This is a genomic window from Dickeya poaceiphila, assembly GCF_007858975.2.
Lineage (GTDB): Bacteria > Pseudomonadota > Gammaproteobacteria > Enterobacterales > Enterobacteriaceae > Dickeya > Dickeya poaceiphila.
Genome location: NZ_CP042220.2, coordinates 1,001,101 through 1,018,136, shown reverse-complemented (window position 1 = coordinate 1,018,136; position 17,036 = coordinate 1,001,101). Strand labels below are relative to the sequence as shown.

The 17,036-nt window shown below is 50.2% G+C and carries 17 protein-coding genes; 3 read left to right on the top strand and 14 right to left on the bottom strand.

Going from position 1 to position 17,036, the window contains the following annotated elements; translation table 11 throughout:
- Positions 1-176: 176 nt before the first annotated feature.
- Positions 177-311 carry a hypothetical protein gene (locus Dpoa569_RS19715; protein WP_265575128.1) on the bottom strand — a complete coding sequence of 45 codons (135 nt, stop codon included), beginning with the start codon at positions 309-311 and terminating at the stop codon, positions 177-179.
- A gap of 323 nt (positions 312-634) precedes the next feature.
- Between Dpoa569_RS19715 and Dpoa569_RS04535 the strand changes: the two genes are divergently transcribed.
- Complete coding sequence (locus Dpoa569_RS04535; protein ID WP_042872149.1) at positions 635-2,821, top strand: type I secretion system permease/ATPase; 2,187 nt, start codon at positions 635-637, stop codon at positions 2,819-2,821.
- On the top strand, positions 2,808-3,650 hold the full coding sequence (locus Dpoa569_RS04530) for an HlyD family efflux transporter periplasmic adaptor subunit (protein WP_042872151.1): 843 nt from the start codon (positions 2,808-2,810) through the stop codon (positions 3,648-3,650). The genes Dpoa569_RS04535 and Dpoa569_RS04530 overlap by 14 nt, the downstream gene beginning before the upstream one ends.
- A gap of 16 nt (positions 3,651-3,666) precedes the next feature.
- Here the strand turns inward: Dpoa569_RS04530 and Dpoa569_RS04525 are convergent, their stop codons facing one another.
- Complete coding sequence (locus tag Dpoa569_RS04525; RefSeq protein ID WP_042872152.1) at positions 3,667-5,181, bottom strand: sensor domain-containing protein; 1,515 nt, start codon at positions 5,179-5,181, stop codon at positions 3,667-3,669.
- Between the two features lie 792 nt (positions 5,182-5,973).
- A complete protein-coding gene (gene pdeH, locus Dpoa569_RS04520; protein ID WP_071604336.1) occupies positions 5,974-6,765 on the bottom strand; it encodes a cyclic-guanylate-specific phosphodiesterase in 792 nt (263 codons plus the stop codon).
- Positions 6,766-7,107: 342 nt separating this feature from the next.
- Here pdeH and Dpoa569_RS04515 point away from each other — a divergent pair, with 342 nt between their 5' ends.
- A complete protein-coding gene (locus tag Dpoa569_RS04515; RefSeq protein ID WP_042872154.1) occupies positions 7,108-7,368 on the top strand; it encodes a YfhL family 4Fe-4S dicluster ferredoxin in 261 nt (86 codons plus the stop codon).
- Positions 7,369-7,374: 6 nt separating this feature from the next.
- Here Dpoa569_RS04515 and acpS read toward each other — a convergent pair whose 3' ends face one another.
- The 11 genes from acpS to rpoE form a co-directional block, all read right to left on the bottom strand.
- Positions 7,375-7,776 (bottom strand): holo-ACP synthase, encoded by a 402-nt coding sequence (acpS, locus tag Dpoa569_RS04510; protein ID WP_042872156.1) that lies wholly within the window; start codon positions 7,774-7,776, stop codon positions 7,375-7,377.
- Positions 7,776-8,507 (bottom strand): pyridoxine 5'-phosphate synthase, encoded by a 732-nt coding sequence (gene pdxJ, locus Dpoa569_RS04505; protein WP_042872158.1) that lies wholly within the window; start codon positions 8,505-8,507, stop codon positions 7,776-7,778. The genes acpS and pdxJ overlap by 1 nt, the downstream gene beginning before the upstream one ends.
- A gap of 71 nt (positions 8,508-8,578) precedes the next feature.
- Positions 8,579-9,313, bottom strand: coding sequence for a DNA repair protein RecO (recO, locus tag Dpoa569_RS04500; protein WP_042872161.1), 735 nt, complete (start codon positions 9,311-9,313; stop codon positions 8,579-8,581).
- Positions 9,314-9,324: 11 nt separating this feature from the next.
- Complete coding sequence (gene era, locus Dpoa569_RS04495; protein WP_042872163.1) at positions 9,325-10,230, bottom strand: GTPase Era; 906 nt, start codon at positions 10,228-10,230, stop codon at positions 9,325-9,327.
- On the bottom strand, positions 10,227-10,907 hold the full coding sequence (gene rnc / locus Dpoa569_RS04490; protein WP_042872165.1) for a ribonuclease III: 681 nt from the start codon (positions 10,905-10,907) through the stop codon (positions 10,227-10,229). Before rnc ends, era begins: the two co-directional genes overlap by 4 nt.
- 182 nt (positions 10,908-11,089) lie before the next feature.
- On the bottom strand, positions 11,090-12,058 hold the full coding sequence (gene lepB, locus Dpoa569_RS04485; protein ID WP_042872167.1) for a signal peptidase I: 969 nt from the start codon (positions 12,056-12,058) through the stop codon (positions 11,090-11,092).
- Positions 12,059-12,073: 15 nt separating this feature from the next.
- Positions 12,074-13,873 (bottom strand): translation elongation factor 4, encoded by a 1,800-nt coding sequence (gene lepA, locus Dpoa569_RS04480; protein ID WP_042872169.1) that lies wholly within the window; start codon positions 13,871-13,873, stop codon positions 12,074-12,076.
- Between the two features lie 263 nt (positions 13,874-14,136).
- A complete protein-coding gene (gene rseC, locus Dpoa569_RS04475; RefSeq protein ID WP_042872171.1) occupies positions 14,137-14,607 on the bottom strand; it encodes a SoxR-reducing system protein RseC in 471 nt (156 codons plus the stop codon).
- Positions 14,604-15,554, bottom strand: coding sequence for a sigma-E factor regulatory protein RseB (gene rseB, locus Dpoa569_RS04470; protein WP_042872173.1), 951 nt, complete (start codon positions 15,552-15,554; stop codon positions 14,604-14,606). Before rseB ends, rseC begins: the two co-directional genes overlap by 4 nt.
- On the bottom strand, positions 15,554-16,222 hold the full coding sequence (rseA, locus tag Dpoa569_RS04465; RefSeq protein WP_042872175.1) for an anti-sigma-E factor RseA: 669 nt from the start codon (positions 16,220-16,222) through the stop codon (positions 15,554-15,556). Before rseA ends, rseB begins: the two co-directional genes overlap by 1 nt.
- Before the next feature lie 49 nt (positions 16,223-16,271).
- Positions 16,272-16,847: an RNA polymerase sigma factor RpoE gene (rpoE, locus tag Dpoa569_RS04460; protein WP_042872177.1), complete on the bottom strand. Its 576-nt coding sequence runs from the start codon at positions 16,845-16,847 to the stop codon at positions 16,272-16,274.
- Positions 16,848-17,036 lie beyond the last annotated feature (189 nt).

The window sequence follows — 17,036 nt, the reverse complement described above, 5'->3', positions numbered from 1 at the left end:
TCTAGCCCTTTTTATGAACAATATAGCAAGCACACCGTCAGGGTGAATTTGCTCCTGATTAGGGTTTTTATTGTATACCGTGCTGCAAGTCGGCAGACAAAGCGGATCAGGACACATGTGACCATCGACTTGGCAGCGGTTAGCAACCGCAGCCACGCACACATCTCACACATGAGCTACCACAAGATGCCGACATGAAAACCCATCGTCTCCACCCACAGCAGGCGATGCAAGCCAATAATTGCATAGTCGTCTGCCGGTGGAATCAGCGGCGTCGCACGAGTGAACTCCCTGCAGCGAGGCCAGAACACGCTTCACGATCCCTCATCAGCACATCACGTTAGGCCATTTATCAGCATGGCATTTTCACCATCGGTGGGCAAGCTATCCACACAGATTCTCTGTCCGCCATTCGCATTTTATAGCAGATGATTCATAGCTAATAGTTGTCAGCATACCGATTAACAAGCGTATTATGTCGCACCCAAATGTCAGTTATATTGACCGCCATTCGAGGTTTCTCAACAAAGTGGATCGATAAAGCGGCCTCAAAACCGACATTATTCTGACTGATGCACCTGAAATGACATGTACCTGTAAGCAAACACTTGGTGGCTAAGGAACGCATAGCGACATGAATACACACTATAAGCAGCCATCTGGCAGCGAAGAACCGCACCATTCTGCGCAACATCAGGATCCTCGTATCCGCCATGATGACCCGTTGCTCGACAGCTTGCAGGTCCTGTGCCAATTACAAGGAAAACCAGCCAGCCGTACCACGCTGACCGCAGGCTTACCGCTTGAAGACCTACGTTTGCCTGCCAGCCTGCTGCCGCGTGCTGCTGCACGCGCAGGTTTACGTGCCCGGATACTTAAACGTTCGTTAAACGCCATTCCGTCCATGTCGCTACCTGCAATGTTGTTACTACGCGAAGGCCGTGCCGCTATCCTGCTGGGTTGGACAACAGACGGTAACGCGCGTCTGATGACCGGCGAAACCGAAGGCGGCGAAATCACGGTTGATCACAATACGCTGCAGCAAAACTATCTGGGGTTAATCATGTTTGCCCAGCCAGCCCCCCGTTTCGACGCATCGCCAGCGACATTACTGCCACGAAGTAAAGCCTGGTTCCGCGACACGTTGAAACTATCACGCAATCTGTATCTGGATGCAGCCATCGTCAGCCTGTTGATCAACATCATCGCGCTATTTATCCCGCTGTTCGTTATGCAGGTCTATGATCGGGTGCTCCCCAATCAAACGACAAATACGTTGTGGGTATTAGCTTCCGGCCTCGGCATCGCACTGCTGTTTGAGCTTATCATGAAGATATTACGCAGTGTTTGCCTGGATATTGCTGGGAAAAAGACCGATCTTCTGCTTTCCGCCACCTTATTCGAGCGTCTGGTGGGCATGATGCGCTCGGTCTTTCCGGCACGCATCGGCACCGTCGCTCATCGGGTGCGGGAACTTCAGTCATTGTACGACACGTTATCGTCGTTATCGCTGGGAACATTGCTCGATTTCCCATTTACGCTGCTGATGCTGATCTTACTCGGCATACTGGGAGGTCCGCTGCTCTGGGTGCCCTTGCTGACGTTGCTACTGGTTTTAGTGATCAATGTACTCCTGCAAAAGCCTATATTGACGGCGCACACGCATTCCCGCCGACTAACTGAACAACGACAAGCACTGCTGACGGAAACGCTGAGCGGACTAGACACCATTAAAATCCATAATGCCGAAGGTGAACGCCAGCGTCAGTGGGAACAAATCAGCAGTGACATCAGCCGACTCAGCTCAAGGGCGAAAACCTTATCGGCCCTCGCCGTCCATCTGACCCAAACATGCCAGCATCTCGCCAGCGTCGTCATGATGGTCGTAGGGGTCTATCTGTTGCTGAGCGCGCAGTTGACGCCAGGTTCGCTGTTCGCCTGTTATCTGCTTAACAGCCGGGTGTTGATGACGCTGGGAACACTGTCCGAGCTGTTTATCCGCTACCTGCAGACCCGGTTAACCCTGGAAGAAACGCATGAATTAATGGCGCTACCGCAAGAGAGAGGCGATCACCCCTCCCCTTTGAAACGAGAAAGCATTCAGGGCAGCATTGAGTTTTGCGACGTGACTTTCAGCTATCCGGAGCAGAAAAACCGCGCCCTGATTGATATTAATCTGTCAATTCGTGCTGGCGAAAAAGTCGGCATTATTGGTCGTACCGGCTCAGGTAAAAGCTCACTGGAAAAATTGATCGTCAACCTTTACCAACCAACCACCGGTAATCTATTGATCGACGGTGTTGACGCACGTCAGTTCGACATCGCCGACCTGCGCCACCACATCGGTTATGTGCCACAGGATATTCAACTGTTTAGCGGTACGCTGCGGGACAACCTGATTTTCGGTGCCCGTTATGTTGAAGACGACGCTATGCTGCGAGTGGCAGATATCGCTGGCGTCAACGATTTCGCCCGACTACATCCGGATGGTTACAACCTACAGGTTGGTGAGCGAGGGATGCATTTGTCGGGCGGTCAGAAACAAGCCGTCGCTATTGCCCGTGCGTTGCTGCTTGACCCGCCTATCCTGCTGCTTGACGAGCCGACCAGCGCCATGGACAACAGCAGTGAAGACCGCTTTAAGCAAGCCCTACAAGCCATTCTCGCCAACAGAACACTGCTGTTGGTCACACACCGGGTTTCCATGCTGACACTGGTAGATAGACTCGTTATCGTAGACAAAGGACGTATTATCGCCGATGGTCCCAAAGCCATCGTACTGGACGCATTAAAGAAGGGACAGATCAATGCTTCTCGCTAAATTCGCTCGCTCTATCAATACATATTTCTTCGGTCATCGCCATCAGGAGTCGCAAGGGCTGCCGGATGTCGGGCAGGCGCTGGTGGAAGATACACCCATGTTCATCCGGTTATCGATCTGGACTATGTTGGCCTTCGTGGTTTTTCTGATGGGCTGGTCCGCGGTTGCCAACGTGGATGAAGTCGTATCGGCGACAGGGAAAACGCTCAGTCAATCGCCTCAGTACAGTGTACTGGCACCGGAAGCAGGTAAACTGGGCAAGCTACATATCCGCGAGGGGCAGATAGTCAACATAGGTGATCCCCTGATGCAGTTAGAGCATAGTGAGCGGCCTCACTCGCCTGATACCAATGAAAATACGGCGGACAGGCTATCGCTGGTCACCGCGCCAGTACGGGGTATTATCAAATCTATTCTTGTCGATGCCACTACCGGGCAAATTTCTCCTGGCCGTGCGCTGGTGGAAATCGCCCCATTGGATGACAAGTTGCTGATTGAAGCGCGTATAAAGCCACAAGATAGAGCATTTTTGCGCCCTGGACAGGATGCGATGATCACTTTCGCCGTTTACGATTACACCACATTTGGCAGCTTGAAAGGTTATATCGATCAGATCAGTCAGGATGTAATGACCGATCAGGCAGGTAACAGCTTCTACCTTATACGGCTACGCACAGAGAAAAACGACCTGGGGACTCACGACAACCCACAGTTGATTCTTCCCGGCATGATTGCCAATGTTGATGTGATTACCGGCAGGAAAACATTGCTTAGCTATTTGCTAAAACCAATACGGCAAGCCTGGACAGAAGCGCTGCGGGAACGATAACGCCAGCCGAAGACGACTAGTGAGTATTCAGATCATGATAGATCTGAGTTTGACTGCGTCCCAGCGCCTTCGCCTGATACATCGCCGCATCAGCATTGATAGCTAACGCCAGCGAATCCGTTCCATGTTCAGGATACAGCGCAATACCTATGCTGCACGAGATATCTAATTTCTTGCCCTCAATATAGAAAGGCTCGTTGAGGGCATGGTGGATCTTGTCGGCGACGTACAGCGGATTCTCGACTTCTTTTATCCCTTGCAACAGGATAATAAATTCATCACCGCTGCGGCGATAAACCGTATCGGTTTCACGCACTGCACCTCGCATACGCGCTGCTGCTTCTTTTAGCAGCAAATCCCCGGTTGCATGGCCGAAGGTATCATTAATTTGCTTGAATTTATCCAGATCAAGGAACATCAACGCGATCTTCCTGCCTGTCTGACGGGATAACTGGATAGCCTGCTCCATCTGCTCGGCAAATGTCAAACCATTGGCCAGCGAGGTCAATGAATCGTAATGGGCCAATTGCCGGTAGTGCTCTTCACTACGACGCAGCATATCAATCGCACGGTAACGTTCGATAGCCACCGACACCAGTTGCGCAGATTTCTCAATAGAGGCAATTTCATCCTCTGTCGGGGAATAGACCTTGCGGTGATAAACACTGAGTACCCCAAGAATTTCCTTGTTCTGCCCAAAAATGGGTTCAGACCAGCAGGAACGCAGCCCGGCATACAACGCCAGGCCTTTATACAATGTCCAATGGGGGTGAGTGGAAATATCTTCCGCGATAACACGTTTGCCAGAATAGGCGGCAGAGCCAAACGAAGCCGCACCGTCAGCAATCTTCACGTTGTGGATAGCATTCTTGTAAAAACCCGGCAGGCTGGGAGCAGAGCCAAGGGTCAGACATTTATTTTCCTTGTCAACCAACAGAACGGAACAGACAATTCTGCCGGGATTCTTCTCCTCAACACTGAAGATAATCGCATCCAGAATATCCTTCAGCGGCGCACCGCTCGACAGTAACTCCAGCGCACGGTTGTAGGAGTTGTCATGATGCTCCTGCGTCTTGCGCTCGGTGATATCCATTTTTATACTAACGAACTGAACGGCATCACTGGCTTTATTATATATTTTGACGATGCTGGCTTTTTCCCAATATAACTGCCCGTTTTTCTTACGATTAACAAACTCGCCGTTCCAGATCTCACCTTTATTCAAGGTAGACCATAGTTCCTCATACACACTGGCGTTGGTCATGCCAGAGCTTAATATATTCGTTTTCCGGCCAATCACCTCTTCCGCTTCATAACCAGACATAACGGTAAACTGGCGGTTTACGTACACAATCTCACTGCTTTCATTAGCGATCATAATGGATGATGGACTGTATTCGGCGGCAAAGAACACCATGTTCAGGAAGTCCTGCTTTTTTTGTTCTGCGTTGGCTTTTTCCTGAAATTTACGGCTTCTGGCAGAAGAAATCCCTAAGAGCACTATTAATAGAGTTATTATAATTTCATACACAATAACACTCTCCTCAGGCCCGGAACGGTCCTGATCGAACAAATCGCATCACTGAAGACGAAAAATCCCGGTAATAACTCCCCTTGTATAGATTTTCAGGGTTGGCACATTTCCGGAGAGTAGAAAGGATGAATGAAAAAACTATCCAGCTCTGCAGGACAGGTTCATAGCCATAAAAACGACAGCATAAAGCCTCCATTATATCGCCGTGTGCAGACCTAAATAATAGAATCAAGAGAATGAGCTTAATCAGTTATATTAATGATAGTAATAGACATAAGCCTGGCTAATATTTTTATACGGTTCTATTACCGATTTCGTAGCGCAGTATTTTGACTATCAATTTTTCGTAAGCAAATCAATTATACCGATAAGTCCTACTATTTTAATCAAAAATAACTATCACAAGTTGTTTTTTGATCGTTACCAGCAAAGATTTATTTTTTTATCTTTATAAATCAATTTATTATGGACCTTATAAATCGATCAGTTCTTTTTCTTATGGTTGTTGCTTTTTTAAGCTAATACCGTGATTTTGCCAGTCTGGAAAAGCAATCCATACCACATAAAACACTATATTTATATAAAAAACAAGGCATAAAGAATGAGAAATCTATAAATAGCAATCTAATCATTTGCTTTATGCCGTATATTGATGATATATGAATTTTTTCTTTTATCCTCAAGGTGTTGATGAAGCAAAGGCAGGTTCCAGAGGGGAATAGAATACTTCACGACAAACAGGAAAAAAGGCGCTCATTCAGGTATATCAGGCATATAAAGAAGGCATGATTACAACTCGGAACAAAGATCTTCCATATTTTCAAATGGTTGAGGCATAGACAAAAAATATCCCTGTGCTGCGGAAGCATCAGATTGCCTGATGATATCCCACTCTTCTTCAGTCTCAACCCCTTCAATTACAACATCCTTGCAGTAAGTGGCAAGCAGGGTCACCAGTGACGGAAACAACTGCCTACCTTCTTTGCTATTAAGCAACATGATGAAAAGCTCGCGGGCGATCTTGATACAGTCGTATTTTACCCGTGATAACGAGGAAAAATTCGCCATACCACAGCCGAAATCATCCAACCAGAGCAACCCGGCTTCGGGCAACATCGCCAGTGTGTCATGAGGCAAAACCGCCAGACTTTCAACCAGTTCGAAACGCAGCCAGGGCATTGTCGTCAGCAGCTTTTTGGCCTTGCTGTTTTCCTGCAAAGCCAGCAAAGTCAGCCCATCAATATTAACAGAGGCGCGTAATTCATCCTGGACAAAGCGGTCATGCCATTGGTTTAGTAACTGCAACTGTTCAATAACGATATTGAGGCGCTCTTCAACACTAAGGCGGGCAAAGTAATGTTCAGGAGATAAAAATTTCTGCGGACAGGATGGGTGAAAAACGGCGGTCAGCAACTCAATCCCCATCAAACGACCAGAAGTGCGATAAATAGGTTGAAATCGGTACCGCCTGTGGCAGCTGTGCCAGTAATCAGCATCTGCACACTGCACCTCCCCGGTGACGGAGACTTCAGAGCCGGGCTGATTAAAGTGACTAATTTGCTGCACTATATGTTCCGCCATTGAAGGAGATGCTTACGAATAAAGTATACCATATGCACACATGAGTTTATCGATTCTGCCTCAACAATCTTTATAAAGGCAGGCTGTAATTACAGTACAAAGTAAATATGACGGATACATTGCATGAGAATTTTTGTTTTTTGATATCAAATTACTATGAAAAATTATGCACTATAAACGCATAATAGTGATTAATCTTTTCGTCGTATAGTCTCTCAATCAAGAAAATAAACCCTTTTTTTATCCCTTCACCTCTCGTTATGTCGTTTATACCATAGCAATGCTGTGTAACCGGCTCGCGGCAGCGTATAATCAGGGCTGATTGATGAAAGGAAAGAAAACATGGCGCTGCTAATTACCGCGAAATGCATTAACTGCGATATGTGTGAGCCGGAATGCCCCAATCAGGCCATATCGATGGGGGATGAGATCTATGAAATTGACCCGCTACGCTGTACCGAGTGTGTTGGGCATTATGATACCCCGACTTGCCAGAAGGTCTGCCCGATTGACAACACCATCCTCAAAGACATTAACCACCAAGAGAGCCACGATCAACTGTGGGAAAAATTTGTTCTGCTCCACCATGCAGACCAGCTGTAATCACGTTCAGCGCAAGGGCGAACAATCGCCCCCTTCAATAATCACGGTAGCACAGGCGTAGTGTCGTTCATCCGCCAGCGATACATGTACGTGCCTAACCCCCATCTTTTCAGCCAGTTCAGCAGCACGCGCAAGAAACCGTAAACAGGGTTTACCCAGTTCGTCATTCGCCACTTCAAACTGTGCAAACGCCAGGCCATCACGGATACCAGTGCCCAGCGCTTTAGCCGCGGCCTCTTTGACCGCAAAGCGTTTGGCCAGAAAACGAATCGGTTGCGAATGGGCCTGATACTGCAACCACTCCTGCTCACTGAGTACACGCCGGGCGAGGCGATCACCGGAACGCCCAGTGATCGCCTCAATACGGGCGATTTCGACAATATCCGTGCCGAGTCCCAAAATCGCCATTAGCGTCGGGCTTCCCGCATTAGCGTTTTCATCTCCGCCACTGCCGGTGCCAGACCACTCATCACTGCGCGTCCAACAATGGCATGACCGATATTGAGTTCATGCATTTCCGGCAACGCGGCAATCGGCTGCACATTATGATAAGTCAGCCCATGGCCAGCATTGACCTTGATGCCGCGGGCCGCAGCATAAGTAGCCGCATCGCGGATACGCTCAAATTCGTGTTGCCGGGCTACATCGCTTTGCGCATCAGCATAAGCGCCAGTATGGATTTCAATATAAGGCGCTCCACTGGTAACTGCGGCATCAATCTGTGCATGATCAGCATCAATAAACAGCGAAACCTGAATACCTGCGTCACGCAATTGTGTCACCGCGGCAGTGATACGGTCGAGCTGGCCTGCAACATCCAGCCCACCTTCTGTCGTCACTTCCTGACGTTTTTCCGGCACCAGACAACAAAAATGTGGTTTCAATTCACAGGCTATCGCCAGCATTTCATCCGTTACCGCCATCTCCAGATTCATACGAGTCTGTATGGTCTGGCGCAACAAACGTACATCGCGATCAGTAATATGGCGACGGTCTTCGCGCAAGTGGACGGTGATACCGTCAGCCCCTGCCTGCTCCGCCACAAACGCTGCTTGTATTGGATCGGGATACGCCGTACCACGGGCATTACGCAGGGTAGCTATATGATCAATATTTACGCCCAACAACAACTCAGCCATGATCCATCCTTCAACAATAAGTCTTTGCCGCAGTGTACACGCCAGCGGCATCTGACGATACCCAGGCAATTCTAGATCTTTTCATCCGGGTCAGCTTTATAGGGCTTAGGCATAAACTGCCGAAATAGCTCCCGGCTTTTCAGTGGCTTACCACCAAGATAAGGTTTCAGCGCCATACGGGTAAAACGCTTGGCTGCACGCAGGGCATCAATGTCTGGAAACTCCCTTGACGCCAGTGCCCGCAGTTCACGTCCAGTGAAACTGAGGTTGTCCACGACCAAACTCGCAATAAAACCTTTTTCTGACCGGTAACGATAGGTCATGGTATCGGCAACCGGTTCACCGCTGCCGGCACAGTGAAGAAAATCAACGCCATAACCAAGATGCTCCAGCAACGCCAGTTCAAAGCGCCGCAAAGCAGGTTCAGATGAGCCACTGGCCGCCGCCAATTGTTGTAAACAATGAAGATAATCGAAAAACAGAGCGGAATAATTGGTTTCCAGTTCCAGCACCCGTGTCAGCAGCTCATTCACGTACAAGCCGCTATAGAGCAGCGAGCCACTCAGTGGCAACGCCAGAGAAACCGGCTCAGCGTTACGCAAGGTTTTAACTTCACCTCGCCCACCCCAACGTACCAGCAACGGCGTAAAAGGCTGAAGAGCGCCTTTAAGACTGGAGCGCCGTGCACGGGCGCCTTTCGCCAGCACACGCACACGGCCTTCATTTTCAGAAAACAGATCCAGCAGCAGGCTGGTTTCGCTGTAAGGTCGCCCATGCAAGACAAACGCGCGTTGCCAGCCTTCCATCGGCACAAGCCTTAGAGATCGTCAATATAACCCAGGCTACGTAGCGCACGCTCATCGTCCGCCCAGCCGGATTTCACCTTCACCCACAGTTCCAGATGGACTTTCGCATCAAACATTTGCTCCATATCCTGGCGTGCTTCGATACCGATGGTTTTAATCTTGGCGCCTTTATTGCCAATCACCATCTTCTTCTGCCCTTCGCGTTCCACCAGAATCAGGCCATTGATGTCGTAGCCACCACGTTCGTTGGCAACAAAACGTTCGATTTCCACCGTAACCGAGTACGGCAGTTCTTCACCCAGAAAGCGCATCAGCTTTTCACGAATGATTTCCGAGGCCATGAACCGCTGTGAGCGATCAGTAATATAATCTTCCGGAAAATGGTGAATAGCCTGTGGCAGATGCTTGCGCACAATCGCCGCGATGGTATCAACATTGGTGCCTTTCTCAGCAGAAATCGGTACCACATCGAGGAAATTCATCTTTTCACTCAGCATCTGGATATGTGGCAACAGTTTCGTTTTATCCGCCACGTTATCCACTTTATTGATGGCCAACAGCACCGGCGCTTTCTGTTCGCGCAGTTTGTTTACCACCATTTCGTCATCATCAGTCCAGTGAGTGCCTTCCACCACGAAGATGATCAGTTCCACATCACCGATTGAACTGCTGGCGGCACGATTCATCAGGCGGTTGATAGCACGCTTTTCTTCGATGTGCAGCCCCGGTGTATCCACATAGATAGCCTGATACGGTCCTTCTGTGTGGATACCCATAATACGATGGCGGGTCGTCTGCGGCTTGCGGGAGGTGATGGATATCTTCTGCCCCAGCAACTGGTTCAGCAACGTGGATTTACCGACGTTTGGTCGGCCAACAATCGCGACAAAGCCGCAGTAGGTCTGTTCTTCGCTCATTCAAGCTCCAGCTTTTTCAAGGCCTGTTCCGCCGCAGCCTGCTCAGCTTTGCGACGGCTTGACCCAGTACCCACTACCGGCTCGCTGAACCCGCTGACCTGGCAATGAATAGTAAATTCCTGATCGTGCGCCTCGCCGCGAACCTGCACCACCAGATAGGTAGGCAATGGCAAGTGGCGTCCCTGCAGGAACTCCTGCAAGCGGGTTTTCGGATCTTTTTGCTTATCGCCTGGACTTATCTCATCCAGACGGGTCTGATACCACGTCAGAATCAGTCGCTCAACGGTTTGAATATTGCTGTCCAGGAATACGCCACCAATCAACGCTTCCACGGTATCCGCGAGAATCGACTCCCGACGAAAGCCCCCGCTTTTTAATTCACCGGGACCAAGACGCAGGCATTCACCTAATTCAAACTCTCGGGCAATTTCCGCCAGCGTATTACCGCGCACCAATGTCGCACGCATTCGGCTCATATCGCCTTCATCCACACGAGGAAAACGGTGATACAACGCATTAGCGATAACGAAACTCAGAATGGAATCCCCCAGGAACTCCAGTCGCTCGTTATGTTTACTGCTGGCACTGCGGTGAGTTAGCGCCTGCAATAAAAGGTCATATTGTTGGAAAGTATAGCCCAGCTTTTTTTGTAAACGATTTATCAGGATGGGGTTCATGTGTTACCAATAGATCTATAATGCCTTTTTAAACAACAGCATACGGAACAGCCCTGCCTTGCCACTTAATTAAGTCAAAACTGTTTCGTTTGCAGTGGCTCCCGCCCGGGAGCCAGCATTTATTATTCAGAAATATTCTACAACGGAAGTCGCAAATATGCTGCGAGTTTATTTACATTCGATTAATGAATACCGCCAATACGGCTTAACCGTACGCCAGTAGGCCATTCACCTTCTTGTTTTTCAAAGCTCATCCAGATGGCCGTTGCCTTACCCACCAGATTTCGTTCCGGCACAAATCCCCAATAACGGCTGTCTGCACTATTATCGCGATTATCCCCCATCATGAAGTAATGCCCTGCTGGCACCACCCACGTCCCCAGCGACTGACGGGGTTGCTGGTAATACATGCCTAACTGATCCTGAGCGCCGGGTACGGTAAGGATGTTATGCGTCACCTCACCCAATGTTTCCTTGCGTGCGGCCATACGGATGCCTTCACTTTTCTGCTCCAGCGGAATCTGATAAAAACCACTGGTCATCTCGCGGCCACTCCCGCTAAATGTCTGCACAAAATCGCTAGGCTCGACATTACTGTAGGTCACCGGCAGGGCACTGCTACAGATTTGCTTGTCACCACATCCAGGCTGAATAGTAACCTGCTTGGCTATCGGGTCATAACTGACGCGATCACCCGGTAACCCCACAACACGCTTGATGTAATCCAAACGCGGATCTCCAGGGTATTTGAATACCGCAATATCGCCGCGCTTAGGATGTCCGGTTTCAATCAGAGTGGTTTGGGTTATCGGGTCTTTAAGACCGTAGGCAAATTTTTCGACCAGAATGAAATCCCCGATCAACAACGTCGGCATCATCGAACCAGAAGGGATTTGAAACGGCTCGAAAATGAACGAACGCACCACAAACACCAACGCCAACACCGGAAAAACCGACGCAAACGTTTCAATCCAACCCGGCTGTTTGATGCTGTTCGCCAGCGTTTTCTCGTCGACGACACCATTAACCTGCTGACTTAGTGCGGAAACTTTAGAGCGCCGCGCTGGCGCCCATTTGAACCGCTCCAGACACCAGACAACGCCGGTCACCAGCGTTGCTAATGCCAAAATCAGAGCAAACATATTGGCCATGCCAACTCCTCAGGGTTATTTGCTTTCTTTTCCAACATGCAGAATGGCCAAAAACGCTTCCTGCGGCAGCTCGACGTTGCCTACCTGTTTCATGCGTTTCTTCCCTTCCTTCTGTTTCTGCAGCAATTTCTTCTTACGGCTAACGTCACCACCGTAACATTTTGCCAGAACGTTTTTACGTAACTGTTTCACGGTAGAACGAGCAATAATATGGTTACCGATGGCTGCCTGAATCGCGATATCGAACTGCTGACGCGGGATCAGATCTTTCATCTTCTCCACCAGCTCACGACCACGGTACATCGAGTTGTCACGGTGAGTGATCAACGCCAGCGCGTCCACACGTTCGCTGTTGATCAGTACGTCCACTCGCACCATGTCCGATGCCTGGAAGCGCTTAAAGCCATAATCCAACGAGGCATAACCGCGGGAAGTCGATTTCAGACGGTCAAAGAAATCAAGCACCACTTCCGCCATTGGAATTTCATAGGTCAGCGCCACCTGGTTGCCGTGATAAACCATATTGGTCTGCACGCCACGTTTTTCTACACACAGGGTAATCACGTTGCCCAGATATTCCTGCGGCAACAGCATATGGCACTCGGCAATCGGTTCACGCAACTCGTCGATATTATTGACCGGCGGCAGTTTGGACGGGCTATCAACATAGATAACGTCGTTACTGGTGGTTTTAACCTCGTATACCACCGTAGGCGCAGTGGTGATGAGGTCAAGATCGTATTCACGCTCCAGACGCTCCTGAATGATCTCCATATGCAAAAGCCCAAGGAAACCACAACGGAAGCCGAAACCCAGTGCGGTAGAGCTTTCCGGTTCGTAGAACAAGGAAGCATCATTCAGGCTGAGTTTGCCCAGTGCGTCACGGAAAGCTTCATAGTCGTCGGAACTAACCGGGAATAAGCCGGCATACACCTGCGGTTTTACTTTTTTAAAGCCCGGTAACGGTGTTTCAGCCGGTTTACGCGCCAGCGTTAGGGTATCGCCCACCGGCGCGCCGAGGATGTCTTTAATGGCACACACTAACCAGCCGACTTCACCACACTGCAAGACATCGCGGTCCACCTGCTTAGGCGTGAAAATCCCCAGGCGTTCAGCGTTATACACCTGACCGGTACTCATCACCTTGATCTTGTCACCCTTACGCAGAGTACCGTTCTTGATACGGATAAGCGATACCACGCCCAGATAGTTATCGAACCAGGAGTCGATAATCAGCGCCTGCAGCGGCGCTTCCGGGTCGCCTTCCGGCGGCGGAATGTCGCGCACCAGACGCTCAAGAACATCCGGTACGCCTACGCCAGTCTTGGCGGAGCAACGCACCGCATCGGTCGCATCAATCCCCACGATATCTTCGATTTCCTGGCTGACGCGATCAGGGTCCGCTGCCGGCAGGTCAATCTTGTTCAGCACCGGCACTACCTCAAGATCCATTTCGATCGCGGTATAACAGTTAGCCAGTGTCTGGGCTTCAACCCCTTGCCCGGCATCCACCACCAGCAACGCCCCTTCACAGGCTGCCAGCGAGCGGGAAACTTCATAGGAAAAGTCAACGTGTCCAGGGGTATCAATAAAATTCAACTGATAGGTCTGACCATCGGAAGCGTTGTAATCCAGCGTCACGCTCTGAGCTTTGATGGTAATACCGCGCTCACGCTCCAGATCCATGGAATCCAGCACCTGCGCTTCCATTTCACGTTCAGACAAGCCACCACAAATTTGAATAATGCGGTCAGAGAGTGTCGACTTACCGTGGTCGATGTGAGCAATAATGGAGAAATTTCGTATATGCTTCATTATAAAAATTTTTCTACCTTGGTATTTCTGAAATTCTTGCCGAACGGCACCGCAATGTGATGACAGCCATAGCTACTGTCGTCATATACCTGAATCGCAGCATTCTACATGCCATACGGTGGAAAACCTAGTCATGGCGCATCTAATCAATTCATTGATTATGACAAGGTTATGGATGAGAAGATGAAAGCAGAGGTAAAAAGTCATTAAAAGGAAAAAACCAGAATACCAACTCGCCAGCAATCCGGCTGACTGAGGGCGTTTCAGCGCTCCAAGGTGACATCGGTTCGCAACAGGTTTTCGGGCAAACAGACCTGCAGAATCACCGGTTGATAACGCTGATTATTGTCAATTTTCGCTGATAACCGCTTTACCGCAGCGAAACTCACCGCCACACCAGCGAATGCACCCACCACAGCCATCAGATCGCTGTGCAGCCAGTGCTGCATCAACGCCGCCCCCAGCATTAGCCCCAACAGCGGTAACAGGTAAACCAGCATCGCAGAACGCAACAAACTGGATTCTGCCAGACCAATTTCGACCCGTTGACCTGGCAGCAACGGTTGCGGATACGACACCGCCAATTGATGTATTGCGGCTCCACCAATCTGGTTCAGCACACCAGTACCACAGGACATGCGAGACTGGCAACTCTGGCAACCAGAACGTTGTTCACAGCGCAACACAGCGGTGCCCGCCTGCCAGGAAACCACCGTCGCCCATTCTTTGATCATGGCTGCGCCTTGAATAACACGTTATCTGCAATACGCTTGGCGGTTGCCAGCGGCAATTCGCCAATCACAGTAATTTCCCGATTATCTCGTATTTCGGTGTGGATGGTTCGGCGGCCCAGCGACGCATTTTGATCAGGGTGATTCTCTCCTGCCGGGCTGATATTAATGGAAAAACTGAACAATCCATCACTGTAAAGACGCGATTCCGCAAGGCCAGTGATTCCCGGCAACGGTCGCTGGCTACGTGACACCTCCTCCACACCAACCGGCAACCATTCCGGCATCCAGTTGAAATTAGCGCCAGATGAGGTGGGGATGCTGAGCAACGGCGGCTGAGTAACCTTATCCAGCGGCTTCATGGCAATCTGCACCGTTTTATCCACCGTGACAGAAATAGCCCGAAACTGCTCCAGCAGCTCACCATTTTGATCAAGCAGGTCGACACGTAACGGCAGGCGTGACTCCGCATCAAGACAGACGATATAACTGAAACGGGTGCCGTCCCTGGAGACGATTCTCACCACATCGCCCTGACGATCAGCCAGACGAATACGACCGGTAGGGATAAAATCGTAATAAGCGGACAGTCGCTCCACATTAGCGAAAATCAAGGCTGGCAGCGCATCAACAATATGATCGCCTGACAAGGTAAAGGGTTCAGCATCTGCTTCGAAATAGCTGATGTCCCCGCCACGCTGAATCACTTCGCGCTTAGGACCGTCCAAATGAATGAGTTCAGCCAGTGCTTCGCCATTTTGCACCGAATGACGGTAACGCAATGACTCAATGCCCTGCCGGGAAACACTGATGTAATAAATCTCGTAACTCAATGACCGGCTGGCGCTGCTCATCTGCTGCAACAACGCCCCGGAATCGCTTGCCGGGGCGAGAGAGGAATAAGACAGGCTGCTCAGCAATACACATGCGGCAAACCAGTAACGCTTCATTACTGCGGTTGAATTCCTAATGACTGAGTACCAGGCACCTGTACGGCAGCCTGCTGCTGGCTCCCTTGCTGCTGCAACTGGAGTTGATCGGAATGCACACGGCGTTGCAGTTCATAATCCTGCAGCAACGCATTGATGCGCTCATGCTGCGCCTGCATCTGACGCTGCCCGCTATGCGCCACACTATTCTCTGCCGGCACGCTCAGGCTGACCGGGGAAGCCGAGCCACCCATTACCGGCAGCGTGCTAAGCGCAGGCGTCGATTCCGCTACACTATTATCGCCCATAGCGCTGTTTTGCTGGTAGTGCTGTACACCCACAATCACTGCCAGCGAAACGCACGCCGCCACGCCAATTTGCGTCAGATGGCTGGCCAGCGGACGAACGTTGTGCCAGAACGACAACGCCTGCCAGGTACGGGGATGAGGCTGGGATTCCGTTACCACCTGCGCCTTGAACTGCACCGGCTCTTGTTCGATAGCGACAGCCACACGTGCAGCGATATCGACATGCATCAGCGTTTCGCTGACATCGCCACGCAGTGTGTCGCGGACCAGATGGTAACGCTGCCAGTGTTGTTGCAACTTGTCGTCTTTCGACAAGGCACCCAGCAGCGCACTGTCCACTGCCTCACCATCCATTAAAGCGGAAAGCTTTTCTTTCTGCATAACTTCACCTTACCTTGTCAAATCCGTCATGAGTAACGTTAAGAACAAGCTAACGCTGAATAAGCGGTTGCACTTTATTATCAATCGCTTCCCGTGCGCGGAATATGCGTGAACGAACAGTGCCGACCGGGCAGTCCATAATGTCGGCAATTTCTTCATAACTCAGCCCATCCAATTCACGCAATGTAATTGCCAGACGTAAATCCTCAGGCAATGACTCAATAGTATGGAAAACGATTCGTCGTAACTCTTCAGACAACATTAAATTCTCAGGGTTCGATATTTCTTTCAACGCGCTGGCATTTTCATAATTTTCAGCGTCGTTGGCGTCCACATCGCTGGAGGGAGGACGCCGCCCCTGAGCCACCAGATAATTTTTCGCCGTGTTGACGGCAATACGGTACAGCCAGGTATAGAAGGCGCTCTCGCCACGAAACGATTCCAGCGCGCGATAGGCTTTGATAAACGACTCCTGCACCACATCGGGCACATCCCCGGCTGGAACGTAACGCGATACCAGACTCGCTACTTTATGCTGATAACGAACGACCAGTAGATTAAACGCCTTACTATCGCCATTCTGGACCCGCTCAACCAGCACCTGATCCGCTAACTGCTCGCTCATCCGAGATCATGTCTCCCCAAAACCGTGTCACCACGCCTAAGTCACGTACTGCCAGCCATATGTCTGAAATCGAGCAAGCACTGGGTTGGAGTCTTTTTCTGTCATAAAGTTCCGCTACATGAAGCATTTTTTGCATTCAGCCAGATGCCTGCCACACGCCACAGTGCCGCTTTCCGCGGGGTTTTATTC

Excerpts from the sequence above, each read along its gene's own strand:
- rnc (WP_042872165.1), bottom strand. The coding sequence starts at position 10,907 with ATGAACCCCATCCTGATAAATCGTTTACAAAAAAAGCTGGGCTATACT.
- recO (WP_042872161.1), bottom strand. The coding sequence starts at position 9,313 with ATGGAAGGCTGGCAACGCGCGTTTGTCTTGCATGGGCGACCTTACAGC.
- Dpoa569_RS04515 (WP_042872154.1), top strand. The coding sequence starts at position 7,108 with ATGGCGCTGCTAATTACCGCGAAATGCATTAACTGCGATATGTGTGAG.
- rseC (WP_042872171.1), bottom strand. The coding sequence starts at position 14,607 with ATGATCAAAGAATGGGCGACGGTGGTTTCCTGGCAGGCGGGCACCGCT.
- lepB (WP_042872167.1), bottom strand. The coding sequence starts at position 12,058 with ATGGCCAATATGTTTGCTCTGATTTTGGCATTAGCAACGCTGGTGACC.
- pdxJ (WP_042872158.1), bottom strand. The coding sequence starts at position 8,507 with ATGGCTGAGTTGTTGTTGGGCGTAAATATTGATCATATAGCTACCCTG.
- rseA (WP_042872175.1), bottom strand. The coding sequence starts at position 16,222 with ATGCAGAAAGAAAAGCTTTCCGCTTTAATGGATGGTGAGGCAGTGGAC.
- rpoE (WP_042872177.1), bottom strand. The coding sequence starts at position 16,847 with ATGAGCGAGCAGTTAGCGGATCAGGTGCTGGTTGAGCGGGTCCAGAAT.
- rseB (WP_042872173.1), bottom strand. The coding sequence starts at position 15,554 with ATGAAGCGTTACTGGTTTGCCGCATGTGTATTGCTGAGCAGCCTGTCT.
- Dpoa569_RS04530 (WP_042872151.1), top strand. The coding sequence starts at position 2,808 with ATGCTTCTCGCTAAATTCGCTCGCTCTATCAATACATATTTCTTCGGT.
- era (WP_042872163.1), bottom strand. The coding sequence starts at position 10,230 with ATGAGCGAAGAACAGACCTACTGCGGCTTTGTCGCGATTGTTGGCCGA.
- pdeH (WP_071604336.1), bottom strand. The coding sequence starts at position 6,765 with ATGGCGGAACATATAGTGCAGCAAATTAGTCACTTTAATCAGCCCGGC.
- acpS (WP_042872156.1), bottom strand. The coding sequence starts at position 7,776 with ATGGCGATTTTGGGACTCGGCACGGATATTGTCGAAATCGCCCGTATT.
- Dpoa569_RS04535 (WP_042872149.1), top strand. The coding sequence starts at position 635 with ATGAATACACACTATAAGCAGCCATCTGGCAGCGAAGAACCGCACCAT.
- lepA (WP_042872169.1), bottom strand. The coding sequence starts at position 13,873 with ATGAAGCATATACGAAATTTCTCCATTATTGCTCACATCGACCACGGT.